Origin of the sequence: Agromyces sp. Root1464 (assembly GCF_001427265.1) — a bacterium.
Classification (GTDB): domain Bacteria; phylum Actinomycetota; class Actinomycetes; order Actinomycetales; family Microbacteriaceae; genus Agromyces; species Agromyces fucosus.
The window spans coordinates 324,080-348,276 of the sequence record NZ_LMFU01000001.1 but is presented as its reverse complement, the minus strand read 5'-3'; the positions used below and the strand labels follow the sequence as shown (position 1 = coordinate 348,276).

Sequence of the window (24,197 nt, the reverse complement as noted above, 5' to 3'; positions counted from 1 at the left end):
GAGTTTTGCGCATGGAGCAGACGAAAGCCACCGGATTCGAGATGAAAGGTGCTTGACGTACGGTGTTTGTGGCTATGGACGTCATTTGCCGTGGTCGAGGTCGCGTGCCCTGCACAGGCAGCCGCGTCGGCGCCGAGTCGGTGACCTTATGGACCTTCGCGAGTCCGGCGCCGAGCAGACGCCGGCACGGATCAGCTGAGCCCGAACGCCCGCTGCAACGTCTGCCCGAGCAGCGCCGGCACGTCGAGCTCGCCGGGGTGCAGCGCGCTGTAGACCTGCAGGCCCTCCCAGGTCGCCACCACGACGGCGGCGCTCTGCTCGGGGGTGAGGCCGTCGTCGGCGACCGCCCCGCTCTCGCGCTGGCTGCGGATCGTCGACGCCATGATCGACGTGAGCACGCGGTGCCGCTCCTGCAGGGCGGGGCGGGCCGGGTGGGCGGCCGCGCCGGCCTCGGCCGACAGCGTCGACAGCAGGTTCACGAGGCCCGGCGCCGACTCGTTCTGTCTCGCGACCGCGACGAACCCGTCGACGAGCGTGGCGGGCGGAATCGTCTCGGGGAACTCGGGCGGGGCGCCCTGCAGGTCGTGCCACTCGATGACGGAGAGCAGGAGTGCGACCTTGTTGCCGAAGTGGTGCAGGAGCGTGGAGTGGTCGACGCCGGCCTCGCGGGCGATCGCTCGCAGGGAGGCGCCGTAGAAGCCCTTCTGGGCGAAGGCCTCGGCCGCCCTGGCGACGATCAGGCGCTTCGTGGCGTTGCCGGTCGCGTAACCGGTGGAGAGCCACTCGGTGGGCAACTCGGGCACGATCGGCTCCTTCGTCGGTGTGGAATCGGCAGCTCTCGAGGGTAGCCGACTCAAATTCCACCAAGTGGTGGAACTTGGGTTAGTGTAGGCAACCGTGTCCACTCCACGCAACGACGCTGAACTGATCGAGCGCATGACGCTGGCCGAGAAGGCGTCGCTGACCTCGGGCGCGAACTTCTGGAATACGAAGCCCGTCGCGCGCCTCGGCGTGCCCTCGATCATGCTCACCGACGGTCCGCACGGCCTGCGCAAGCAGGGCGGCGCCGCCGACCACCTCGGGCTCAACGCGAGCATTCCCGCGACCTGCTTCCCTCCGGCCGCCGCTTTGGCGAACAGCTGGGATCGCGACCTCGTCGGTCGAGTGGGCCAGGCGCTCGGCGACGAGGCGGCGGCCGAGCGCGTGAGCGTGCTGCTCGGCCCGGGGCTCAACATCAAGCGCAACCCCCTCGCGGGCCGGAACTTCGAGTACTTCTCCGAGGATCCCCTGCTGTCCGGCGTGCTGGCCGCGGCGAAGGTGCGCGGCATCCAGTCCCGCGGCGTCGCGGCGAGCGTCAAGCACTTCGCGGTCAACAGCCAGGAGACGCACCGCATGAGCATCGACGAGATCGTCGATGAGCGCGCGCTGCACGAGATCTACCTCGAGGGCTTCCGCATCGCGATCACCGAGGGCGACGCGTGGACAGTGATGAGCGCCTACAACAAGGTCAACGGCACCTACGCGAACGAGAATCGGCACCTGCTGGGCGACATCCTCCGGCAGCGGTGGGGCTTCGACGGGCTCGTCGTCACCGACTGGGGCGGCAACAACGACCGGGTGCGCGGGCTCCTCGCCGGCAACGCCCTCGAGATGCCGTCGACGAACGGCGTGACCGACCGGGAGGTCGTTCATGCGGTCGAGCACGGCGACCTCGACGAGGCCGTGCTCGACGACCGGGTCGGCGAACTGCTCGCGCTCATCGAGCGGACGCGGGCCCGGACGCGGACGCAGCCGGTCGAGGCATCCGCCGTCGACTACGACGCGCACCACGACCTGGCCGTCGAGGCGGCACGCCGCTCGATCGTGCTGCTCGAGAACCGCCGCTCGATCCTCCCGCTCGGCGAGGGCGCAGGCAAGGTCGCCGTCATCGGCGACTTCGCGGCCCGGCCGCGCTACCAGGGCGCCGGCAGTTCGCTCGTGAACCCGACGAGGATCGACGCCGCGCTCGACGCCCTTCGCGAGTCCGAGCTCGACGTGATCGGCTACGAGCCGGGCTTCGCACGCATGGACCGGCGATCGAGCGGCTGCCGTCGCCGCGCCATCCGCTTGGCCCGACGCGCCGACGTGGTGCTGCTCTTCCTCGGCCTCGACGAATCGGCCGAGGCCGAGGGCGTCGACCGATCGCACATGCGCCTCGCCGAGAACCAGCTCGCGCTCGTGCGCGAGCTCACGGCGCTCGACGTGCCCGTCGTCGTCGTGCTCGCGGGCGGCGCAGCCGTCGAGCTCCCGTTCGCCGATGACGTCGACGCGATCGTGCACAGCTCCCTGGCCGGCCAGGGCGGCGGTCGCGCGGTCGCCGAGGTGCTCACGGGCCAAGTGAACCCCGGCGGTCGCCTCGCCGAGACCTACCCGATCCGATACGAGGATGTCCCGTCGTCGGCCACGTACGGACGCACCGAGGCCACCTCGGAGCACCGCGAACACGTCTACGTCGGCTACCGGTACTTCGACAAGGTCGACGCGGCCGTGCGCTACCCCTTCGGGCACGGCCTCGGCTACACGACGTTCGCCTACTCCGACCTGAGCGCCGGCCCGACGTCCGCGATCGTCACCGTCGTCAACACCGGCGATCGAGCGGGCACCGAGACGGTGCAGCTCTACGTCGAGGCCCCGGATGCCGCGGCGGGAGTCATCCGGGCGCCGCGCGAGCTGCGCGGCTTCGCGAAGGTCGACCTCGCGCCCGGCGAATCGGCGACCGTCGAGATCCCGTACGCCGAGCACGCGTTCGACGTCTTCGACGCCGATGCGGACGACTGGCGCACGATCGGGGGCAGGTATTCCGTCCTGGCCGCGGCGTCGTCGCGCGACATCCGTCTGCGTGCCGAACTCGAGGTCGCAGGTTCGCCGATGCCGTCCACCGGGACCTCCGCCCTGCCGCACTACGCGACGGGCCGGGTCGAGCTGGTGGGCGACGCCGAGTACGCGGCCCTGCTCGGTCGCGAGCTGCCGCCCTCGATGTGGCCCGCCAACCAGCCGCTCACCCGCGACGACATCGTCGCCCGCACGCGCGGCCGCGGCGGATTCGCGAGCCTGATGCACGGCGTGATCGACGGCGCGAGCCGACTCGTCATGCGGCTCGGCCGCCCGCTCACGGCCAACAACATCCGCTTCGCGCTCGACCTCCCGTTCCGATCGATCTCCCGCCTGTCGGGCGGATCGGTCAGCGACGAGATGGTCGACGCGCTGCTCATCGCGGTCAACGGCCGCTTCTGGCGCGGTGCCGCCCGTTTCGTGGCCGCATGGCGCACCCATCGACGAACCGCACGGACGCGGGGAGAGGACTAGACGTGGCGACACGCAAGGAGATCAAGCAGGAGGCCGTGGCCCGCGTCAGAGCGGAGCGCGAACTCGCGAAGCAGTGGCGCGCCGAGCTGAAGGCGATGCCGCGCGAGGAGCGCGCGGCCGCGAAGGCCGCCCACCGGGCTGAGGCCCGTGCGGCGAAGAAGGCAGCGAAGGCGGAGCGCGCCGCCCGGCGCGCCACGATGACGCGCGCCGAGCGCCGCCTCGACTCGCGCCGCGAGCGGGTGTACCGCAAGGTCAAGCACCGGCCGCAGCGCGCGATCGGCTGGACCGTCGTGGTCGCCGTCGTCGCGATCCTGGCCGTGCTGGCCGCGCCCGTCGTCTCGGACATCAGCCGGCTGCTGTCGATCACCGTCGACTCGTCGACCGCCGACGGCGTCGCCGCTCGCGAGCATGGTGCCGTGGTGGCCGAGCAGATCTCCGACGAGGGCATCGTGCTGCTGAAGAACGACGGCGTACTTCCGCTCGCCGAGCAGAAGGTCAACGTCTTCAGCTTCGCGTCGTTCAACCTGCGGTACGGGGGCAACGGCTCGGGCGGCTCCGATCAGTCGAGCGCCGTCACCCTCTACGACGCGCTCGAGGAGCAGGGCGTCGCCTACAACCCCGAGCTGTACGGTGCCATGCAGGACGCCGGCGCGAAGACCGAGGAGGGCGCCGCCAACGGCCTCATCGCGATCGCCCAGATGGTGTCGGGGAGCGGCAAGGGCACGGAGCCCGCACCCGACTACCTGACCGACGACGTCATAGCGCAGGCGAAGGGCTTCGCCGACACCGCGCTCGTCGTCATCGGCAACGACGGCGTCGAGAGCGCCGACATGACGGCGGGCGAGCTCGCGCTCACCGACGAGCAGCGCGAACTGTTCGACACCGTGACGGCGTCGTTCGACCAGGTCGTCGTGATCGTCAACTCGGGCAACCAGATGGAGCTCGGCTTCCTCGACGAGTACCCGCAGATCACCGGCGCCGTCTGGATCGGCACCCCGGGTCCGCGCGGAGCGGTCTCGCTCGCGAAGGTGCTGACCGGCGAGGTCAACCCCTCGGGCCGCTTGACCGACACCTACGCCTACGACGTCACGAGCGCGCCCTCGACGGTCAACTACGGTGACTTCCAGTACGACAACACCAAGCGCGGCTTCCTCGACTACGCCGAGGGCATCTACGTCGGCTACCGCTACTACGAGACCCGATACGTCGACGACGAGGCGGGCTACCAGGCCGCCGTGCAGTACCCCTTCGGCTACGGCCTGAGCTACACCGACTTCGAGTGGACGGCGAGCACGCCGGTCGTCGCCGAGGGTCGGGTCAGCGTCGACGTGACGGTCGCCAACACGGGCGACACGGCCGGCAAGGATGTCGTCGAGGTCTACGCCTCGGCGCCGTACACGCCGGGCGGCGTCGAGAAGTCGGCGATCACGCTTGCCGGCTACGCGAAGACCTCGTCGCTCGAACCCGGGGCGTCGGAGACGGTCACGGTCGAGTTCGCCCTGCGCGACCTCGCCTCGTGGAACACCGACGAAGGCGCCTACGTGCTCGACGCGGGCCAGTACGACATCTCCGTTTCGACCGACGTGCACACGCCCGTCGCCGCGTTCCCGATCGCGGTCGCCGACACGACGGTCTACGGCACCGACGAGACCACGGGCGTGGAGCTCGAGAACCGCTTCGGCTACGCGGAAGGCGATGTGGAGTACCTCTCGCGCGCCGACTGGGAGGGCACCTACCCGAGCGCCGACGACATCGACCACGAGGCATCCGAGGAGACCCTCGCGTTGATGGACCCCGAGATCGCACCGGCCGAGGGCGACGTGCCCACCTACGAGGCCGACAACGGCCTCATGCTGGTGGACCTCGCCGGCCTCGACTACGACGACCCGAAGTGGGAACTGTTCCTCGACCAGTTCACCCGCGACGAGCTCGTCGACCTCTTCGCGAAGGGGGCCTACGAGACCGCGGCGGTCGAGCGGCTCGGCGTTCCCTCGGCGGTGCTGCTCGACAGCCCGTCGGGCCTGAGCTTCTTCTTCGGCGACATCACGGCGGCCGCGTACCCGACCGAGATCGTCGTCGCCTCGACCTGGAACGACGAGCTCGCCTTCGAACTCGGCGAATCGGTCGGCGCAGAGGCGAACGCGTACGGCATCGAGGGCTGGTACGCCCCCGGCATGAACCTGCACCGCACCGCGATGGGCGGTCGCGACTTCGAGTACTTCTCGGAGGACCCGCTGCTCTCGGGCAAGATGGCCGCCGGCATGATCTCGGGCGCGCAGAGCAAGCACGTGCTCACCTTCATGAAGCACTTCGTGCTGAACGACCAGGAGATCAACGCGCGGGCCCCCGGCGTCAACGTCTTCGTCGACGAGCAGGCGCTGCGCGAGCTCTACCTGAAGCCCTTCGAGATCAGCGTGAAGGAGGGCGGCGCGATGGGCGCGATGTCCTCGTTCATCAACATCGGCGGCAGCTGGGCGGGCGGTAACGAGCAGCTCCTCCAGGAGGTGCTGCGCGGCGAGTGGGGCTTCGACGGCGTCGTCTCGACGGACGCGGTGCTCGGCGGGTTCATGGACCCGGCGCTCGCCGTGCGCTACGGCAACGACCTCATGCTCGCCCCGCTGTCGAGCTCTGTCGCCAGCTCGGTGAAGCAGGCGTACGACGAGGACCCGGTCGGCGTGGGCAACGGCCTCCGCGACCGCGTGCACGCCGTGAGCTACGCGCTGCTCCAGACCGAGCTGTTCCAGTGAGCTGAGCGGCCAGGGGCTGCCAGGCGCACGCGAACAAGCGCGAGCGAACGAAGGGCGGATGCCGCGTGGCATCCGCCCTTCGTCGCGTTCGATCCTGGCCGTGCAGGCGACGAACGTGATCCGTCAACCGGTTCCGCAGACGGCACGCCCTCGATACGCTGAGCGGGCAGGCGAGGAGAGGAATGCTCATGACGATCAACGATGACGACATCACCCGCGAGCCCGGCGCCGAAGGCGAAGGCACCGCCGACGGCGGTGCCAACCCCGAGGGCCACGACGGCGGCGCCGACGGGTCGGCCGAGGCCGGCGGCGAAGGCACGGCCGACGGCGGCGCGAACCCCGGCGGCCACGACGGCGGCGCCGACGGTTCGGCGGCTGCGGGGGAGGGCGTCGCCGACGGCGGCGCGAACCCCGGCGGCCACGACGGCGGCGCGGACGGTTCGGCGGAGTGACCGACCCGGAGCGCGGGTCGAGCAGTCGGCCCGCGCTCTCGCGCTGCATCAGCGTTCCCGCCGACGAGTTCGCCGCCCGGTACTGGGGCAGTCAACCGCTGCTCTCCCCGGCCGCCGAGCTCGACCGCGGCTTCGACGACCTGTTCTCGGTCGCCGCCGTCGACGAGCTCATCACGCGTCGCGGGGTGCGCACCCCGTTCATCCGCATGGCGAACGAGGGCTCGGTGCTCGCGGCGTCTTCGTACACCGCACCAGGTGGTTTCGGTGCCGAGATCGCCGACCAGGTCTCGAGCGACAAGGTGCTCGCCGAGTTCGCGGGCGGCGCGACCATCGTGCTGCAGGGGCTGCACCGCCTGTGGCCGCCGATCATCGACTTCACGCGCGAGCTCATCGACGACCTCGGGCACCCGGCGCAGGTCAACGCCTATGTCACCCCGCCGTCGTCGCAGGGGTTCGACGCGCACTACGACACCCACGACGTGTTCGTGCTGCAGGTCTCGGGCGAGAAGCACTGGCGCATCCACGCGCCGGTGCTCGTCGACCCGCTGCGCTCCCAGCCGTGGGACCGGCATCGCGGTGCGGTCGCCCGAGCTGCCACGGGCGAGCCGGTCATCGACGCGGTGCTGCGCCCCGGCGATGCGCTCTACCTGCCGCGCGGCTGGATCCATTCGGCGACCGCGCTCGGCGCGACATCCGTGCACCTGACCGTCGGCATGGCGGCGTACACGCGCGCCGACCTCGTCGACACGCTCCTCGGCGAGGTCGGCGACAACGCCGCCCTGCGAGGGTCGCTTCCGCTCGGCATCGACCTGCGCGACACGGAGGCGATCGCGCCCGTCGTCGCGCAGACGATTCAGGCCCTCATCGAGACGCTGCAGCAGACGGATGCCTCGCGGCCGGCCGCCGTGCTCGCCGACCGGTTCGATGCCGCGACCCGCGCGGAACCGATCGCGCCCCTCTCGACGCTCGAGGCGCTCGCGGCGCTCGCGACGTTGGATGCGTCGACGCCCGTGCGCTGGCGTGCGTCGCTGCCCGTGCGGGTCACCACGATCGATGACCGGGTGCGCATCGTGGGGCGCGCGAAGACGCTGTCGCTGCCGGTCGAGGCGGAACCGGCGGTGCGACGGCTCGTCGCGGGCGGGGTCGTCGCGCCCGGCGAGCTGCCGGGCCTCGACACCGAGAGCGCGGTCGTCGTGGTGCGACGCCTCGTGCGCGAGGGATTCGTGGTGGCGCCCGCGTGACGCTCGCCGTCGAGCACTGGGCACCGTGCAGCGATCGCGCTCGCGAACGGCACGACCCGCTCGTCGGCACGGGCCCCCGCGGACTGCGATGGTTCCTCATTGAGGTCGCGGGCAGCTGGGGGCAGAACGCCCTGCTCGACGCGCCGTTCGACCGCGAGCTCGGCCGTGCCCTCGTGCGTCGAATCGAGGGCGCGGGCATGCGGCCGCTCGCCATCCGTCGAACGGGTCGGCGCGCCGCCCCGGCGACGCAGCGGTGGGCGATCGTCGATTCACGGCCGGGTCGGGAACGTGTCGTGTGGGGTGAGGTGGCGGATGCCGCGGCGCTGCTCGACGTGCCGCTCGACGGGTCGACGGGCACGCCCTCGACCCGACCCGTCTACTGCATCTGCACCCACGCCAGGCACGACCAGTGCTGCGCCGTGCGCGGCCGCCGGGTCGTGACCGCGCTCGCCGAAGCGCGCCCCGAGGAGACCTGGGAGTGCTCGCACCTCGGCGGCGACCGGTTCGCCGGGACCATGGTGGTCTTCCCGCACGGCCTCTACTACGGGTATGCCGACGACGGCGACCCCCTGCGCATCGCCGACGCCTTCGACGAGGGCCGCATCGTGCCCGAGCGGTTCCGTGGTCGCAGCTCGCTGACGCACCCCGTGCAGGCCGCACAGCACTTCGCCCGCGAAGCCTTCGGCGACGAACGCATCGACTCGTTCGCGCCGATCGCCGAGGAGGCAGCGGAGAGCGGATGGCGCGTGCGACTGGCCGGGGCGGGTGACGCCGGCGGTACCGATGCGGGCACCGCTGACGGTCATGCCGCCGGTGCTGGCGACATCGTGGTGGACCTGGAGGAGACGCACTCCGAACCCCTGCTGTCGACGTGCGCCGCGACGCGGTTCGTGCGGGTGCGGCAGTACGCGCTTCGCTCGATCAGCGCCTGATCAGTGGCTGATCCGCGCCTGATCAGCGTCTGATCCCGGGCCGCCGTCGCACCGCGCCCCACCTGCGTGCCCCCTGCGAATCGGCATCGGGACTCACGGATCCGGCGAAACGGGGGTATCTTTACGACACGCGTTATATCGCGTTATCGGCGAAGTGGTCGAACTGGGCGGGGTGGTGCATGTGACCGGCATCGAAGCGATCTTGATCGGGCTCGGCGTGATCGTGCTGCTCTCGATCGGCGTCATGGTGACGGTTGTGCTCGTCGTGCGGGCACTCGTGCGTCGCGTCCGCCGGAGCCGAGCTTTCGGGGCGACGACCCTCCGCGCCCGGGCCCGCGTGAGTCACGGACCGCAGCGAACGGTTCTCGCACTGCGAGTGCGGCTCGACGACGTCCTGCGGAGCGGACGCGCCGCCGTCGAGCTCACCGGCACGTCGGGCGGCTCCCGCACCCACGGATTCCGCGGCGAACTGCCTCGGCTCTTCCGGCGCATCAGCGACGAGGGTGACGTGCTCGACCTGCAGCTGCGCCTGATGGAGTCCGAGACGAACGCCGGCGTGCTCGCACAGGAACTGCCCGCGGCCCGTCTTCGCGTCGAGCAGGTCGAGGCGCTCGTCCGACGGGTGCGCGACGCCGTGGCATCCGGGCTCTCCGGTGCGACCGACGACGCGCTCTCCGCGCTCGGCTCCGACGTCGACCGGGAGGTCGCCGCCCTGCAGACGGGCATCGAAGAACTCCAGGCACTCAACCGCCGCGACGGTCGCGTCGATGTCACGAGACCGCCGACGACTTCCATCATCCGAGACGAGGGGAACCGACCATGAGCAGCAGCAACGCCAACAGCAATTCGGCGCGGATGCGGACGATCTTCCGGAGCAAGACGTCGAAGGCGCTCGACCGCATGGAGGACCCGCGGGAGACGCTCGACGACAGCTACGACCAGCAGGTGAAGCTGCTGCAGCAGGTGCGGCTCGCGGTCGCCGACGTCGCGACGGCGAAGAAGCGCATCGAACTGCAGGGCGAGGAGATGGGCACGCGCTACCAGCGGTTGGGATCGCAAGCCGCCGAGGCGCTCGCGCAGGGGCGCGAAGACCTCGCGCGAGCCGCGCTCGAACGCCGGGCCATGCTCGAGGGGCAGGTCGCGCAGCTGCAGCAGCAGTTCACCGCGCTCGATCGACAGACGGCGCAGCTGCAAGACCGGGAGCGCCGGCTCACTGACCAGGTGGCCGCCTTCCGCATCGAGAAGGAGACGATCAAGGCGACCTACACGGCGTCCGAGGCGCAGGTGCGAGCCAACGAGGCGGTGTCGGGCATCAGCAACACGATCACGGATGTCGGATCGAGCCTCGACCGCGCCCGCGATCGCGTCCAGCAGATGCAGGCGCGCGCGGCCGCGACCGACGAGCTGCTCGCGAGCGGCGCCCTGACCGACCTCACCGCTGCACCCGACGCCGACATCGAGCGTCAGCTCGCCGCCGTCTCGGCGCAGGCCGAGATCGATCGCCAGTTGCAGGCGTTGAAGAGCGGAAGCGGGCAGGCCGGCAGCGGTGCGACGGAGCGTCCCGGACCCGATGGCTGGCTGAGCATCGGCCGAGCCGGCTGACGGCCGTCGGTCGTCGGTCGCTGGCCGCGACCTCAGCATCGGGCTTCCTGAGCATCGGCTTCGACTGATGCGGGAGCGGCGGCGCGCGGGTACTGTGAAGGAGCGGGTCGAATCGCCCCGGGCTTCGAGAGCCTGCGGTGATCGACCCGGTGGGAACCCTGCACCCACGCCTGAACGGAGCGCGACACCGATGTCCTGGCATGACGATTTCGACGACGACGAGTACGGCGAGCGTCGCCCGAATCGAGCCCCGACCTCGAAGTGGCGGCTCGTGCGTCGCACCGCCGCGTACGTCGGCGTCGTGGTCGGGGCCATCGGCCTCGTGATCGGCGCGGTCTTCGCCGTGAACCTCGTCGGCACCGCGGTGAACCCCGACGGGTTCGCGGCTCCCGACGCCTACGGTCCCGCCGTCGCGATGCCGCCGCTCACCTCGCAGCCCGACGGGGAAGGCGACGAATCGGTCGACGACGGCGACAACGGCGAGACCGTCGACGCCGGCGTCGTCGAGGAGCCGACCGGGCTCTCCGGCTCGAAGCTCGCCCCGATGTCGTCGGTCGATCCCGAGTGGATCGCCACGGTCGCCGATGCCACCGGCATCCCGAAGCGCGCCCTCGCGGCCTATGCGCTCGCGCACGTCACCATCGCCCAGGACGACGCCGAGTGCGGCCTCGACTGGGCGACGATCGCCGCGATCGGAGCGATCGAGTCGAAGCACGGCAGCCACGGCACGTCGAAGCTCGACGACGACGGCCGCACCACGCCGCCGATCATCGGGCCCGCTCTCGACGGGAGTGCCGATGTGGCGAGGATCGATGACACCGACGACGGTGCGCTCGACGGCGACACCACCTGGGACCGCGCCGTCGGACCGATGCAGTTCATCCCGTCGACCTGGCACAAGTGGGGCACCGACGCGAACGGCGACGGAGTCGCCGACCCGCACCAGATCGACGACGCTGCGCTGTCGACGGCACGGTACCTCTGCGAGTCGGGTCCGATGACGAGCTCCGAGGGATGGCGAGCGGCCGTCTTCTCGTACAACCACGACAACGACTACGTCGACAACATCGCCAAGGTCGCGCTCGAGTTCGCGGAGTCGGTGGCCGAGCTCGGCCACTAGCCGAGCGGGGACGATCCGAATAGTGGATGCCGCGGCATCCGCTGACCGCCGCGGAACCCGCCGTTCAGGCGGAGGTCGACCGCGCCCGCATCGTCGCGAGCCGGCTCCAGATCGTCGCGATGACGATGGCCGCCGCTGCTGCGATGGCCGCCACCGCGGTGGGGGTCGACGGCGGTGCGTCCGTGAGCCTCGCGACCGCGATCCATGAGAGGCCCCAGGCGAGCGAGAGCGTCGGGGCGATGCGGCCGCGATCCCAGACGGCGAGCCAGACCCCGATGACGCCGACGACGGCGAGCACGCCGATCGCCCACGCCTCGGGCGCGAGTCCCAAGCCGTCGAAGCCCGCCGCCACGAGCACGGCGGTGATGTTCGCCGCCGTGGCGACGCTGACCCAACCGAGGTAGAGGCCGATCGTGCCATCCGTCAGCACGGCGTCGACGGGACCGGCAGGACGGGTCGCACGGCAGATCCGGAATGCCAGGACGAGCACGACGAGCAGCGCGACGATGACCGGGACGCTGAGGGCGAGCTGGTCGAACTGGATCGAGAGGATCCACGCGGCGTTCAGCACCAGCGATGCGGCGACCAGGTAGCCGAGCCGGCGCTGCCGTTCGGCAGCGCGCTGCGCCGGGAGGAACTGCCACACCGCATACGCCACCAGTCCCACGTAGATGACCGACCAGATGCTGAAGGCACCACCGCCCGGCGCGAGGAGCGTGGCGTCGGCGGCGAGCGCGCCGCCCGAGGCATCCTGCACCGGCGTGCCTCCGGCCGCTCCCGAGCCGATGAACGCGCCGATCACCGCGAGCGCCGCGCTCACGGCGACCGTGATCTGCCGGGCGAGGTCGCCGCGGGGGGTGGTGAGTTCTGCCGAGGTGCTCGTCATGTCAGCTCCGGTCGCTCGCTCCTGCCGACCGTGATCGAGGCCGGTTGGAGGAAACGTAATGCCCGTTCGGCAGGGTGCACAAGAAACGCCGTGGGGCTTGACACGGGCGCGCCGGTCGGCCGCGGCTTCGGGTCAGGGCTGTTGCGTGAGGTCCACGTCCCAGTCGAGCTGCGTCGTCGCCTCCGTGACCGAGAACACGGTGGAGCGAGCCTCGTCGATCGACGACGCCTTGTCGTACATGGCGAGTGTCGTGTCGGGCTCGACGAGTTCGTCGTCGTGGGCTTCGCGAGAGGACGTGAACTCGACCGACGAGGTGTCGGAGCGCCATCCGACGGTCATCCGCACGCGGGCGATGGAGCCGTCATTGCGACGATAGGGAACGTCGATGAGATCGAGTCGGCGTTGACGCGCAAGCGCGAGACCGTAGTTCAAGACGGCGTCTGCGAGATCATCACCGGTGAGGTAGGAACCGAGCCGATTGATGAGCAATTTCATGGGAACCCCCTGCAGCATCTCGATGCGAGTTGGCCGGCGGGGTCCGGGTCGACGCCATTCCAGTGTAAACCCGTCTGCTGCATGGTGACCCGTGTGCTCGGCCGATCATTGGGCGCCTACTCGGGCAGCGCGAGGCTGCGGTCGACGAGCCCGGCCGCCACCTGGCTGATGCCGATCCGATTGGCTCGCGCGTAGGCACGGATGAGCGTGAACGCCTCTTCGATGGGCACGCCCCTGGTGTGTGCGACGACCCCCTTCGCCTGTTCGATGACCACCCGGCTCTGCAACGCGCGTTCGAGCTGTTCGGAGAGGACGTGGCTCTCGTGGATCGAGCGTTCGTGCAGGATGCCGATCGTGGCCACGTCGGCGAAGGCCTGCGCGGCGGCCCGGTCGTCGGGGTCGAGCTCGCCGACCGAGTCGCGAAGCAGGTTCAAGGTGCCGATCCGGGTCTCGCGCAATCGCATCGGGAAGGCGTGCACCGATGCGAATCCCTGAGCGATGGCGCCGTCGCGGAATCGGCCCCATCGCTCGGGAGAATCGCTGATGTCGGGCACGGAGACGAACGTTCCCGTGGTGAAGCTCTCCACGCACGGGCCGGCTTCGGCACCGATCTGGATGAGCTCGACGAGGCGACTCGCCTCGCTCGTGGATGCGATCACGTCGAGTTCGCCGTCGGCGTCGGCGAGCAGGATCGCCGCGGCCGTCGTGTCGAGCAACTGCTGGCAGCTGTCGACGAGCAGTTGCAGGAGTTCGACGACGTCGTAGCCCTCCACGAGGGTGTCGGCGAGGGACGCGAAGGTGCGCAGCAGCTCTTGCTCGCGGGTGCGGCTGTTCATATCGCCTCGATGCCCGTGGGGCCGTTCGTGAACTTCAACCTGCCCTCCACGATGTCTTGGGCGACGTCGATCATCGTGCGGGACTCGGCGAAGGCGTGCCCTTGGATGACGAGCCGCGCCTCGTCCGGCGACAGTCCGAGCTGCGCGAGCACGACGCCCGTCGCCTGGTGCACGAAGCGGCGCGAGTAGGCGTTGCCGAGGTCCTCCTCGTGCTGCCCGACGGCGTCGAGGGCCCGGCGCAGCACCTGCTTGCCCACGAGATCGGCCATGACCCCGACCTGGGACGTCTGCGTCGGATTCAGGCGCACCGGTGCCACGGAGTACAGGTCGACGGCGCCGAGCCGGAGCGGCCCGACGGTCATCGGGAAGGCGAAGATCGAGCTCAGGTCCTCACGCAGGACTGCGGCGGTGAAGGCGGGCCAGATCGTGGGAGCGTCGCGCCGAAGGTCAGGCACGAGCACTGGGCGTGCCGAGCGCAGCGCGTCCCAGCATGGGCCCTCACCGAGATCGAACTGGAGCTCGTCGATTCGGAGGGCACGCTGATCGGTCGCCGACAGGGTCTCGCTGCCGAGGATGTTGCCGACCGTCGAGACGGACGCCCCCGTGATCGGGAAGGCGCCGACGAAGAGCGCGGCCAGCCCGTCGGGCGACTCCGCCCAACGTTCCAGTGCATCGACTGCAGAGCCGAAATCGCCCACCGAGTCCTCCAAATGCGCCCGATCTCCTCGACCGGATACAGATCATTCCATCACACCGGGCAGCGAGACGTCAGGGGCTTGACCGGGAGGAAAGCGGCGCGAGGGCATCGTCCCGGTACGTGGCGAAGGACGTCGCCCATGGGGGAAACACGACGCCGGCCCGTCCATGGGACGGGCCGGCGACTGAGTCGAGCGTCAGGTCAGACGCGAGCTCCGCGGAGCGCCACGTTTCCAAGGGCGTCGGCGCCGAGGGCGAAGAGGTCGCGCGAACCTGCGGTGGCCGCCCCGGCGAGCCCTGCGGCCTGCGGCAGCAGCTGCTCGGCGTAGAAGCGGGCGAGCGGCAGCTGCGTCTCCGCGATGCCGTCGTCGTCCATGCCGCGGGCGGCGAGCGCCGACTTGGCCATGAGCCATCCGCCGACGACGAGGCCCCAGATGCGCTGGTACGGCGTCGAGCCCGAGAGCACGGCGTTCGGGTCGGTGGCGCCGGTGCGGAGCATCCACGCCGTCGTCTGCTCGAGCGCGTCGAGCTGGGCGTTCAGCTGCGTGCGGATCGACGCGAACTCGTCGCCCGCGGCGGCCAGCTCGCCGTCGAGCTCACGCATGGTCGCGATGAACTCGAGAGCGGATGCCCCGCCGCGAACCGGGAGCTTGCGGCCGACGAGGTCGGCGGCCTGCACGCCGTTCGTGCCCTCGTAGATCGCCGCGATGCGGACGTCCCGGTAGTGCTGCGCAGCGCCGGTCTCCTCGATGAACCCCATGCCGCCGTGGATCTGCAGTGCGAGCGAGGTGAGCTCGTTGCCGAGGTCGGTGCCGAACGACTTGTTGATCGGGGTGAGCAGGCCGACGATCTCGTTCGCCCGGCCGCGTACGGCGGCGTCGGGGTGGTGGGTCGACACGTCGGTGTAGGTCGCGGTCAGCAGCATCATGCGACGCATCGCGGCGATGTACGCCTTCTGCGTCATGAGCATGCGGCGCACGTCGGGGAAGTCGATGATGGGGGAGTCCTGGGTGGCGCCGATCGCGCGACCCTGGATGCGCTCGCGGGCGTAGTCGAGCGACTGCTGGTAGGCGCGCTCCGACACGGCAAGGCCCTGCATGCCGACCGAGAGGCGGGCGCTGTTCATCATGACGAACATGATGCGCATGCCGATGTTCTCGTCACCGACGAGGTAGCCGGTCGCATCCTCGTACGAGAGCACGCAGGTGGGCGAACCGTGGATGCCCATCTTGTGCTCGACGCCGACGGTGTGGACGCCGTTGCGCTCGCCGATCGAACCGTCGTCGTTCATGAGGAACTTCGGCACGATGAAGATCGAGATGCCCTTGGTGCCGGCCGGCGCATCGGGGGTGCGGGCGAGCACGAGGTGCACGATCTGCTCGCTGAGGTCGTGGTCGCCGAAGGTGATGAAGATCTTCTGGCCGGTGATGCCGTAAGTGCCGTCGTCGCGCTTGACGGCCTTCGTGGTGAGCGCGCCGACGTCGGTGCCGGCGTGCGGCTCGGTGAGGTTCATGGTGCCGGCCCACTCGCCCGTGACCATCTTCGGCAGCCACTGCTGCTTCTGCTCGTCGCTGCCGTAGTGCAGCAGCGCCTCGATCGCGCCCTGCGTGAGCAGCGGTGCGAGTGCGAACGCCATGTTGGCGGTCGCCATGAGCTCCTGGAGCGCGAGGCCGATGGTGCGCGGGAACCCGCCGCCGCCGAACGCCTCGGGCAGCGGCACCGAGCCCCAGCCTGCGTCGACGTAGGCCGAGTAGGCCTCCTTGAAACCGGTGGCCGTGGTGACGGTGCCGTCGGGGTTCAGCTTCGAACCCTCGAGGTCGCCGGCTCGGTTGGTGGGGGCGACGACTTCGGCCATGAAGTTGCCGGCCTCGTCGAGGATCTCGGTGACGGTCTCGAGGTCGGCGTGCTCGAATCCGGGCAGCTGCGCGACGGCGTCGTAGTCGACGACATGCTCGAGGGCGAAGGCGATATCTGCAACAGGGGGTCGGAATCCACTCATGCCCGCAGCGTAAGCCCGGCACCTCGCAACAGGGCGGGAACTGTGCGGGTTCCACGACGGGTGCGGGCCGGGACTCGGCATGGTTTGGCGGCATCCCACAAATCAGGCCCCTTTTCGGGCAAGCAAGTGCTTGGTTAGGATGAAGCAACTCGTCGAAGGAGCGGAATGAAGATCGTCGTCCTGGTCAAGGAAGTCCCCGACACCTACGGGGATCGGAAGCTCGACCTGCAGACCGGCCTCGCCGATCGTGCCGCGAGCGAGACGGTGCTCGACGAGATCGGCGAGCGCGCGCTCGAGGTGGCGCTCTCGTACGCCGACTCCCACCCCGACACCGAGGTCGTCGTGCTGTCGATGTCGCCCGGGTCCGCTGCGGCCACGGTGCGCAAGGGCCTCGCGATGGGCGCCGCCGGCGCCGTGCAGGTGGCCGACGAGGCGCTCCTCGGCGCGGACCTCGGCCTCACCGCCGAGGTGCTCGCGGCAGCGCTGCAGCGCATCGGGTTCGATCTCGTCATCGCCGGCAACCAGTCGACCGACGGCTCGGGCGGAGTGCTCCCGGCGATGGTCGCCGAGCTCCTCGACGTGCCGAACGCGACGAGCCTGAACTCGGTCGAGATCGACGGCGCCGAGCTCCGGGGCGAGCGTGCGACCGATCACGGCACGATGCAGGTCTCGGCGTCGCTGCCCGCGGTGATCTCCATCACCGAGGCACTGCCCGATGCCCGCTTCCCGAACTTCAAGGGCATCATGGCGGCCAAGAAGAAGCCGTTCGAGACGCTCACGCTCGCGGACCTCGGCGTCGACGCCGAGAGCACCGAGGCGTCGCGCTCGATCGTGATCTCCCTCGGCGAGAAGCCGCCCCGCTCGGCGGGCACCAAGATCGTCGACGAGGGCGACGCCGGCGAGCGCCTCGCCGAGTACCTCGTCCAGAACCGGCTCGCGTAAGGGACCACGATGACTGACTACTCCGCAGACTCGATCCTCGTGCTCCTCGACGTCACGCCGTCGGGTGCGCTCGCCAAGAGCGCCGCCGGCCTCCTCGGTGCGGCGGCCCAGGCCGGAACCCCGGTCGCCGTGATCGTCGCAGCTCCGGGCGAGGGCGAGCAGGCCGCGACGGATGCCGCCGCGCTCGGCGCGACCCACGTGCTCGTCGCCGAGCACGCCGCCGCCGGCTCAGGCCTCACCGTGCCGGGCGCCGACGCGCTCGCCGCGGCCGCCGACGCGGTGCGGCCCGACGCGATCCTCGTCTCCAACTCGATCGAGGGCCGCGAGATCGCCGCCCGCTTCGCCGCCCGTTCGCGGTCGGGCCTCGCGGTCGACGCCGTCGGGGTCTCGCGCGATGCCGAAGGTGTCGTCGCCCATCACTCGGTGTACGGCGGCGCCTACAACGTCGACTCGGCCGTCACGTGGGGCGCACCCGTCATCACCGTGCGCGAGGGCTCCATCGATGCCCGCGCCGAGGCGCAGCCCGCCTCGGTCGAGCGGCTCGAGGTCGCGGCATCCGGTCGGAAGGCCGCCGTCATCGGCGCATTCGAGGAAGAGGTCGTGGCATCGTCGCGCCCCGAGCTGCGCGGCGCCGCGAAGGTCGTCTCGGGCGGTCGCGGGCTCGGCTCCGAAGACAAGTTCGCACTCGTCGACCAGCTCGCCGACGTGCTCGGCGCCGCCGTTGGCGCATCGCGCGCCGCGGTCGACGCTGGCTACATCCCGCAGTCGCACCAGGTCGGCCAGACCGGCGTCTCGGTGTCGCCCCAGCTCTACATCGCGCTCGGCATCTCGGGCGCGATCCAGCACCGCGCCGGCATGCAGACCGCGAAGACGATCGTCGCGATCAACAAGGACGCCGACGCCCCCATCTTCGAGATCGCCGACTTCGGCATCGTCGGCGACCTCTTCACGGTCGTGCCGCAGCTGATCGCCGCGCTCGAGGCGCGGAAGGCGTAGCGCGCGATGGCGACGTACGGGCGAACGACGCGGCAGGGCCTGCCCCGCGTCGCCGGCGGTGAACCCTGGCCCCCGGTGTTCGAGATCGCAGGGGGCGCTGAGGCCGCGAGCGAGAGCGCGGCAGCCGTCGACGAGGCGAGCGCTCCGGCGGCGGTCGCGGATGTCTCGGCACCCGTGGCGACGGCTGCCACGGTCGCTCCGGCCGCTGTGCCCGCAGCCGCTCCGACTGCTCGTGCGGTGCGGCGCGGGCTGCCTCGCGTGCCCGGCGGTGAGCCGTGGCCGCCCGCCTCCGCAGCCCCGCTCGCTGCGACGGCGGCAACGGTCGAGGTGCCGGCCACCACCGCGACGGATGTCCCGGCCGCGGCTCCTCCCGTCGAACCGCTCACCGCGGTCTCGACCGCCACCGCCGCCTCGGCGCCGTCGGCGGCCGGCGGAACGGCGCTCCGTCGTGGACTCCCGCGCACGCCCGACGGCGAGCCTTGGCCGCCCGCAGGTTCGGCGCCCGCGAGGCCCGAGCGCGTCGTCGCGGCACCGGTGCTCGAGGCAGCGCCGGAGCCAATCTCCGAGCCCGTCCTCGAGCCGAACCCCGAACCGGTCATCGCACCCGCGGCCGCCGCAGCCCCGGCGCCGGCGCCACAGCGCACCCCGATGCAGCCGCCGCGTCGCCCGGTCGCGGTCGCCGCGGCATCCGCTCGCCCTACTGCCGAACCGTGGCCGAAGCTGTACGGTCCGTACTCCCGTGCGGAGTGGGCGAGTGCGCTCGTCCTCGGCGGCTTCGGGCTGCTGCTCGCCGCAACCGGAGTCGTCGTCGGGGTCAACTGGCTGCTCGGCCTCGCGCCGATGGAGGAGTTCATCGCGCGCTACCCGGGCGAGTACCACCTGCCCGAGTCCGCTCCGGTCGGCATCCCGGCCTGGATCGGCTGGCAGCACTTCTTCAACGTGTTCCTGATCGTGCTCATCATCCGCTCGGGCCTCGAGGTGCGCACGCAGAAGCGGCCGACCGCGTTCTGGTCGCCGAGCTGGAACTCGAAGCGCAAGATCAGCCTCTCGCTGTGGTTCCACCAGTCGCTCGACATCCTGTGGCTCGTCAACGGCGTGGTGTTCGTCGTGCTCCTCTTCATGACGGGGCAGTGGATGCGACTCGTGCCCACGAGCTGGGAGGTCTTCCCGAACGCGCTGTCGGCGCTGCTGCAGTATCTCTCGCTCGACTGGCCGACCGAGAACGGCTGGGTGAACTACAACAGCCTGCAGCAGATCGCCTACTTCGTCACCGTCTTCATCGCGGCGCCGCTCGCGGCGGTCACGGGCGTGCGCATGTCGGGCATCTGGCCGAAGAACGCGAAGACGCTGAACCGCATCTACCCGGTGGAGTGGGCGCGCGCCGTGCACTTCCCCGTGATGCTCTACTTCGTGCTGTTCATCATCGTGCACGTGGGGCTCGTCTTCGCGACCGGGGCGCTGCGCAACCTCAACCACATGTACGCGAGCCAGGACGTCGTGAACTGGACCGGGTTCTGGATCTTCGTCGCGTCGCTCGTCGTGATCGCCGCAGCCTGGGTCGCGGCCCGACCGCTCGTGCTCGCGCCGATCGCACGCCTGTTCGGCAAGGTCAGCGGGCGCTGACATGGGCGACGGCTCCGAACGGCGCGACCAGATCATCGTCATCGCGAGGCGGCTCATCGCCGCGCGCGGCTACTCGGCGACGACGGTACGCGACATCGCCGACGAGGCGGGGATCCTCTCGGGCAGCCTCTACCACCACTTCGCCTCGAAGGAGGCGGTGCTGCACGAGATCCTGCACGGCTTCCAGCACGACACGCTCTCGGCGTTCGAGCGCATCGCCGCGAGCGGCGGCAGCGCCCGCGAGCGGCTCGACCAGCTCATCGAGCACGCGTTCCTCACGATCGAGCAGCGCCCCGACGACGTGCGCATCTACCAGAACGAGACCGGGTTCCTCATGACCCAGCCCGGGTTCGAGTTCCTCGCCGACGGGGCGGAGCGCATCGAGGAGCTCTGGCTCGAGCAGATCACCGAGGGGCAGGCCGCCGGCGTGTTCCGCGACACGATCGACCCTCGGCTCGCCTTCCGCTTCATCCGAGACGCGGTGTGGTCGACGGTGTTCTGGTTCCGGCCGGGCGGCAGCCACACGGCGGCGAGCGTCAGCGAGAACTACCTCGACCTGCTGCACCACGGGATGCTCACCGTCGAGGGCTGAGACGGCCCTTGCAGCGGGCGCGTCGCGTCAGCGGCCGAGCAGCCGCCGGCCGACGATCATGCGCATGATCTCGTTCGTGCCCTCGAGGATCTGGTGCACCCGCAGGTCGCGCACGACCCGCTCGATGCCGTACTCCGAGAGGTAGCCGTAGCCGCCGTGCAGCTGCAGCGCGCTGTTCGCAACGGTGAACGCGGCGTCCGTCGCGAAGCGCTTCGCCATCGCGCACCTCGAGGTGGCGTCGGGCAGCCGGGCGTCGAGCGCCTCCGCTGCATCGTGCACGAGCAGGCGGGCGGCGTGGAGGTCGGTCGCCATGTCGGCGAGCGTGAAGACGACCGACTGGTGGTCGCTGAGCGGATGCCCGAAGGTCTCGCGCTCGCTGACGTAGCGGAGGGTCTGGTCGAGCGCCCACTGCGCGCCCCCGATCGAGCAGGCGGCGATGTTCACCCGGCCCCCGTCGAGTCCCGACATCGCGATGGCGAAGCCATCGCCCTCGGCCCCGAGACGGTTGCCGACGGGAACCCGCACCGCGTCGAGCACGACCTGGCGCGTCGGCTGGGCGTTCCAGCCCATCTTCTTCTCGTCGGGGCCGAACGAGAGGCCGGATGCCGCGGCGGGCACGATGATCGCGCTGATGCCGTGCGACCCCGGCTCCCCGGTGCGAGCGAAGACGAGGTAGACCGCCGACGATCCGGCGCCCGAGATGAACTGCTTCACGCCGTTCAGCACGTACTCGTCGCCCTCGCGCCTGGCGGTCGTCATGATCGCCGCGGCATCCGACCCGGCCGACGGCTCGGTCAGGCAGTAGCTGCCGCGGTTCACGAAGGTGGTGAGCGCGGGCAGCCACTGCTCGCGCTGCCCGTCGTCGCCGTACCGGTCGATCATCCACGCCACCATGTTGTGGATCGAGACATAGGCCGCGATCGCGGTGTCGCCCTTGGCGAGCTCCTCGAAGATCAAGGCGGCGGTGAATCGGCCGAGCTCTGACCCGCCGACGTCCTCGCGCACGTAGATTCCGCCGAGTCCGAGCCGGCCCGCGTGCTCGAGCGCCTCGATCGGGAAGTGCTTCGCCTGATCGCGCTCGTTCGCGTACGGGGCCAGCTCGGCCGCCGTGAAGTCGCGCACCGCGTCGACGATCGCGAGCTGGTCTTCGGTGAGTGCGTTCCCCATGGCCCCCTCGGCCTTCGTCGCTGCCGGTGAGGCCGAGCCTAGTCCGGCGCGTGACGCCGCGGACGGACGGACCGCTCCGTGTCGCCGCCCGGCCCACAGAGGCGGCCGAGCGGTGCCCGACGTACCATGGCAGGGTCACGCCCGAGCATCGGACGGGAGGCGCCATGGTCCAGGTCCGGGTCATCGGAATCGCGCTCGATTCCCTGCAACGCAACCTCGTGCTGCTGAAGCCGCTGCACGAGGAGTCCGGGACCGGGCTCGTGCTGCCGGTCTGGATCGGCACGCAGGAGGCCACGTCGATCCTCATCGCCCTCGAGGGGCGGCAGGCGCCCCGGCCGCTCTCGCACGACCTCATCGCAACGCTGTTCACCGCCGTCGGCGCAGAACTCCGCCGAGTGGACCTGACGCGCATCGACGAGGGCACCTTCTTCGCCGAGATCTCGCTCATCACGCCGTCGGGCCCCCAGACCATCGATTCGCGCCCGTCGGACGCCATCGCGCTCGCGCTGCGTGCCGACGCGCCGATCTGGGTGGCCGACGACGTGCTCGAAGCGGCCGGGATCCCCGCGGAAATGGTGGACTTCGCGGCCGAGTCCGGCGACGAGGCGCGGCTCGACGAGTTCAAGCGGTTCCTCGACGACGTGGATCCCGAGGACTTCCAGGGCTGAGCGGCGGCCGGAGGGCTCAGTCGCGACGGCGGTGCTTCTCGCCCAGCGCCCAGATCGCGAGCTCGACGCGATTGCGCGCACCGAGCTTGGTCATGAGGCTCGCGACGTGCGTCTTCACCGTGCTGAGCGAGATGTGCAGCTCGCTCGCGATCTCGGTGTTGCCGAGGCCGCGGGCGACGGCGGCCAGCACCTCGCGCTCACGGGCGGTCGGTGGTTCGAAGGGCTGGGCGGGCTGCGAGCCGGATCTCGTGGTCGACGACGGCGAACCCGCCGATCCCGTGCCGGCGAAGGCCTCGAGCAGCCGCACCGTCACGTTCGGCGCGATCAGCGCGTCGCCGCGGGCGGCTGCGTGCACGGCCTCGGCGAGCATCGTCGGGCCGGCATCCTTCAAGAGGAAGCCGCGAGCGCCGGCTCGAAGTGCCGCGTAGACGTACTCGTCGAGGTCGAAGGTCGTGATCACGACGACGGGGATCGGCTCCGCGACATCCGGACCGGCGAGCGCCCTCGTGGCCTCGAGCCCGTCGGTGCCCGGCATGCGGATGTCGAGGAGGCACACGTCTGGCCGCAGACGGCGGGCGAGCGCGATCGCCTCGGCGCCGTCGGCGGCCTCGGCGATCACCTCGATGCCGGGCTGCGTGTCGAGGAGCACCCGGAGGCCGGCGCGCACGAGTTCCTGGTCGTCGGCGATCAGCACGCGCACGGTCATGTCGACCACCCGCTGCGGGGGAGTGCGGCGACGACCGTCCATCCGCCGTCGGGCGCCGGGCCGGCGGTGCAGGTGCCCCCGAGCAGCGTCGCGCGCTCGACCATGCCGACGATGCCGAAACCGGGCGAGCCGGATGCCGCGGCGTCACCGTCGTCGCGCACGTCGAGCCGGATCCCGGCGTCGTCGACCCGCACGAGCACCTCGACGCGAGTGGCACCGCGCGCATGGCGGCGTGCGTTCGTGACCGACTCCTGCGCCATGCGGTAGACGGCGGCGCCGATCGTCGGCGGCACGGACGCGAGGTCACCGGTGAGGTGCACGTCGACGCGAGGGGCACGAGCCGCGGCATCGGCGGCGCCGGTCGAGTCACCCGAGGCGAGCGCGCCGAGATCGCCGAGGCCCGGCCCGGGCGCGAGCTCGGCGGCATCCGCTCGGCGCAGCACCCGCACGATCGAGCGCATCTCGGCGAGGGTGCGCGACGCCTCGCCCTCGATCGTCCGCAGTGCGGCGGCCGCGGCGGCCGGATCGGTGGGCGCCAGGGCCGTGCCCGCCTGCGCCTGGATCGCGATCGCCGAGACGTGGTGGGCCACGGTGTCGTGCAGGTCGCGTGCGAGCTGCTCGCGCTCGTCGAGCTTCACCCGATCGAGTTCACGGGCTCGCGACGCCGCCCGCCAGCGGAGGCCTGCGCCGAGCGAGACGGTGGCGACGAGCACGGCGGCGCCGCCGATGAGGTCGGTGGGCGTCGTCGGCCCGATGGCGAGGGAGAGCGTCGTCGAGGCGGCGAGCAGCGCGGCGCCGGCGATGCGAGCACGTCCGTCGCCCCACCGGAACGCGGCGTAGACGAGCAGGAGCATGTAGGCGGTCGACACGAACTGCGGGTCGCCGCCCGTCGCCACGGCGACCACCGCGCCGGTGCCGAACGCGATGACGAGCATGAGGAGCGGCCGGGCGCGACGCCAGAGCAGGGTCGGCACGAGGACGATGAGCACCACGGCCCAGAGCCAGCGCCATGCCACCTCGGTGCGCAGCGCCGCCTCGAGCAGTACGAGCGGCGGGATCACGGTCACCAGCACCCAGTCGCGCCACACGCGACGGGGCGGCGGCGGTGATGCGGCCGGCGCATCCCACAGCGAGCGGACGGGGCTCGTCATG

22 protein-coding genes are annotated in these 24,197 nt (G+C 70.9%); 13 read left to right on the top strand and 9 right to left on the bottom strand.

The genetic code is table 11. The annotated features are described in order from the left end of the window. Positions 1-191: 191 nt before the first annotated feature. Complete coding sequence (locus ASD23_RS01620; protein WP_056005384.1) at positions 192-803, bottom strand: TetR/AcrR family transcriptional regulator; 612 nt, start codon at positions 801-803, stop codon at positions 192-194. A gap of 94 nt (positions 804-897) precedes the next feature. On the opposite strand from ASD23_RS01620, the gene ASD23_RS01615 reads away from it, so the two are divergent. The 8 genes from ASD23_RS01615 to ASD23_RS01580 all read left to right on the top strand — a co-directional run bounded on the left by ASD23_RS01615 (position 898) and on the right by ASD23_RS01580 (position 11,439). After that, positions 898-3,345, top strand: coding sequence for a glycoside hydrolase family 3 C-terminal domain-containing protein (locus tag ASD23_RS01615; RefSeq protein ID WP_200941661.1), 2,448 nt, complete (start codon positions 898-900; stop codon positions 3,343-3,345). 2 nt (positions 3,346-3,347) lie between these two features. Continuing rightward, positions 3,348-6,092 (top strand): glycoside hydrolase family 3 protein, encoded by a 2,745-nt coding sequence (locus ASD23_RS01610; RefSeq protein ID WP_056005378.1) that lies wholly within the window; start codon positions 3,348-3,350, stop codon positions 6,090-6,092. Between the two features lie 188 nt (positions 6,093-6,280). Then, positions 6,281-6,544, top strand: a complete 264-nt coding sequence (locus ASD23_RS01605) for a hypothetical protein (RefSeq protein ID WP_056007570.1) — start codon at positions 6,281-6,283, stop codon at positions 6,542-6,544. Beyond that, positions 6,541-7,785, top strand: a complete 1,245-nt coding sequence (locus ASD23_RS01600) for a cupin domain-containing protein (RefSeq protein ID WP_056005375.1) — start codon at positions 6,541-6,543, stop codon at positions 7,783-7,785. Before ASD23_RS01605 ends, ASD23_RS01600 begins: the two co-directional genes overlap by 4 nt. Then, complete coding sequence (locus ASD23_RS01595; RefSeq protein WP_056005372.1) at positions 7,782-8,717, top strand: sucrase ferredoxin; 936 nt, start codon at positions 7,782-7,784, stop codon at positions 8,715-8,717. Before ASD23_RS01600 ends, ASD23_RS01595 begins: the two co-directional genes overlap by 4 nt. A gap of 181 nt (positions 8,718-8,898) precedes the next feature. Beyond that, a complete protein-coding gene (locus tag ASD23_RS01590; protein WP_157376975.1) occupies positions 8,899-9,540 on the top strand; it encodes a hypothetical protein in 642 nt (213 codons plus the stop codon). Continuing rightward, the gene (locus ASD23_RS01585; RefSeq protein ID WP_056005366.1) at positions 9,537-10,319 is read left to right on the top strand and encodes a PspA/IM30 family protein; all 783 of its coding nucleotides are present in this window, start codon (positions 9,537-9,539) and stop codon (positions 10,317-10,319) included. The genes ASD23_RS01590 and ASD23_RS01585 overlap by 4 nt, the downstream gene beginning before the upstream one ends. Before the next feature lie 190 nt (positions 10,320-10,509). Beyond that, entirely contained in the window at positions 10,510-11,439 is a 930-nt protein-coding gene (locus ASD23_RS01580; protein ID WP_056005363.1) for a lytic transglycosylase domain-containing protein, read from the top strand. A 64-nt stretch (positions 11,440-11,503) separates the two neighbouring features. Here ASD23_RS01580 and ASD23_RS01575 read toward each other — a convergent pair whose 3' ends face one another. The 5 genes from ASD23_RS01575 to ASD23_RS01555 all read right to left on the bottom strand — a co-directional run bounded on the left by ASD23_RS01575 (position 11,504) and on the right by ASD23_RS01555 (position 16,351). Next, positions 11,504-12,325, bottom strand: coding sequence for a tryptophan-rich sensory protein (locus ASD23_RS01575; protein WP_056005360.1), 822 nt, complete (start codon positions 12,323-12,325; stop codon positions 11,504-11,506). 132 nt (positions 12,326-12,457) lie between these two features. Continuing rightward, complete coding sequence (locus ASD23_RS01570) at positions 12,458-12,820, bottom strand: hypothetical protein (RefSeq protein ID WP_056005357.1); 363 nt, start codon at positions 12,818-12,820, stop codon at positions 12,458-12,460. Between the two features lie 116 nt (positions 12,821-12,936). Next, entirely contained in the window at positions 12,937-13,656 is a 720-nt protein-coding gene (locus tag ASD23_RS01565) for a GAF and ANTAR domain-containing protein (protein ID WP_056005354.1), read from the bottom strand. Then, entirely contained in the window at positions 13,653-14,354 is a 702-nt protein-coding gene (locus ASD23_RS01560; protein ID WP_056007567.1) for a GAF and ANTAR domain-containing protein, read from the bottom strand. Before ASD23_RS01560 ends, ASD23_RS01565 begins: the two co-directional genes overlap by 4 nt. Before the next feature lie 200 nt (positions 14,355-14,554). After that, positions 14,555-16,351, bottom strand: coding sequence for an acyl-CoA dehydrogenase (locus ASD23_RS01555; RefSeq protein ID WP_056005351.1), 1,797 nt, complete (start codon positions 16,349-16,351; stop codon positions 14,555-14,557). Positions 16,352-16,516: 165 nt separating this feature from the next. Here ASD23_RS01555 and ASD23_RS01550 point away from each other — a divergent pair, with 165 nt between their 5' ends. The 4 genes from ASD23_RS01550 to ASD23_RS01535 are packed head-to-tail and all read left to right on the top strand — an operon-like array spanning position 16,517 to position 20,504. Beyond that, positions 16,517-17,293 (top strand): electron transfer flavoprotein subunit beta/FixA family protein, encoded by a 777-nt coding sequence (locus ASD23_RS01550; RefSeq protein WP_056005348.1) that lies wholly within the window; start codon positions 16,517-16,519, stop codon positions 17,291-17,293. A 9-nt stretch (positions 17,294-17,302) separates the two neighbouring features. Continuing rightward, on the top strand, positions 17,303-18,289 hold the full coding sequence (locus tag ASD23_RS01545; RefSeq protein WP_056005346.1) for an electron transfer flavoprotein subunit alpha/FixB family protein: 987 nt from the start codon (positions 17,303-17,305) through the stop codon (positions 18,287-18,289). 6 nt (positions 18,290-18,295) lie between these two features. Next, positions 18,296-19,912 carry a cytochrome b/b6 domain-containing protein gene (locus ASD23_RS01540; RefSeq protein ID WP_056005340.1) on the top strand — a complete coding sequence of 539 codons (1,617 nt, stop codon included), beginning with the start codon at positions 18,296-18,298 and terminating at the stop codon, positions 19,910-19,912. 1 nt (position 19,913) lies between these two features. Continuing rightward, positions 19,914-20,504, top strand: coding sequence for a TetR/AcrR family transcriptional regulator (locus tag ASD23_RS01535; protein WP_056005333.1), 591 nt, complete (start codon positions 19,914-19,916; stop codon positions 20,502-20,504). A 27-nt stretch (positions 20,505-20,531) separates the two neighbouring features. Here ASD23_RS01535 and ASD23_RS01530 read toward each other — a convergent pair whose 3' ends face one another. Continuing rightward, positions 20,532-21,671 (bottom strand): acyl-CoA dehydrogenase family protein, encoded by a 1,140-nt coding sequence (locus ASD23_RS01530; protein WP_056005330.1) that lies wholly within the window; start codon positions 21,669-21,671, stop codon positions 20,532-20,534. Between the two features lie 164 nt (positions 21,672-21,835). Here ASD23_RS01530 and ASD23_RS01525 point away from each other — a divergent pair, with 164 nt between their 5' ends. Next, complete coding sequence (locus ASD23_RS01525) at positions 21,836-22,339, top strand: bifunctional nuclease family protein (protein ID WP_056005327.1); 504 nt, start codon at positions 21,836-21,838, stop codon at positions 22,337-22,339. A 16-nt stretch (positions 22,340-22,355) separates the two neighbouring features. On the opposite strand, the gene ASD23_RS01520 is transcribed toward ASD23_RS01525, so the two are convergent. Next, a complete protein-coding gene (locus ASD23_RS01520) occupies positions 22,356-23,045 on the bottom strand; it encodes a response regulator (RefSeq protein ID WP_056007563.1) in 690 nt (229 codons plus the stop codon). Then, positions 23,042-24,196: a sensor histidine kinase gene (locus ASD23_RS01515; protein ID WP_157376974.1), complete on the bottom strand. Its 1,155-nt coding sequence runs from the start codon at positions 24,194-24,196 to the stop codon at positions 23,042-23,044. The genes ASD23_RS01520 and ASD23_RS01515 overlap by 4 nt, the downstream gene beginning before the upstream one ends. Position 24,197 lies beyond the last annotated feature (1 nt).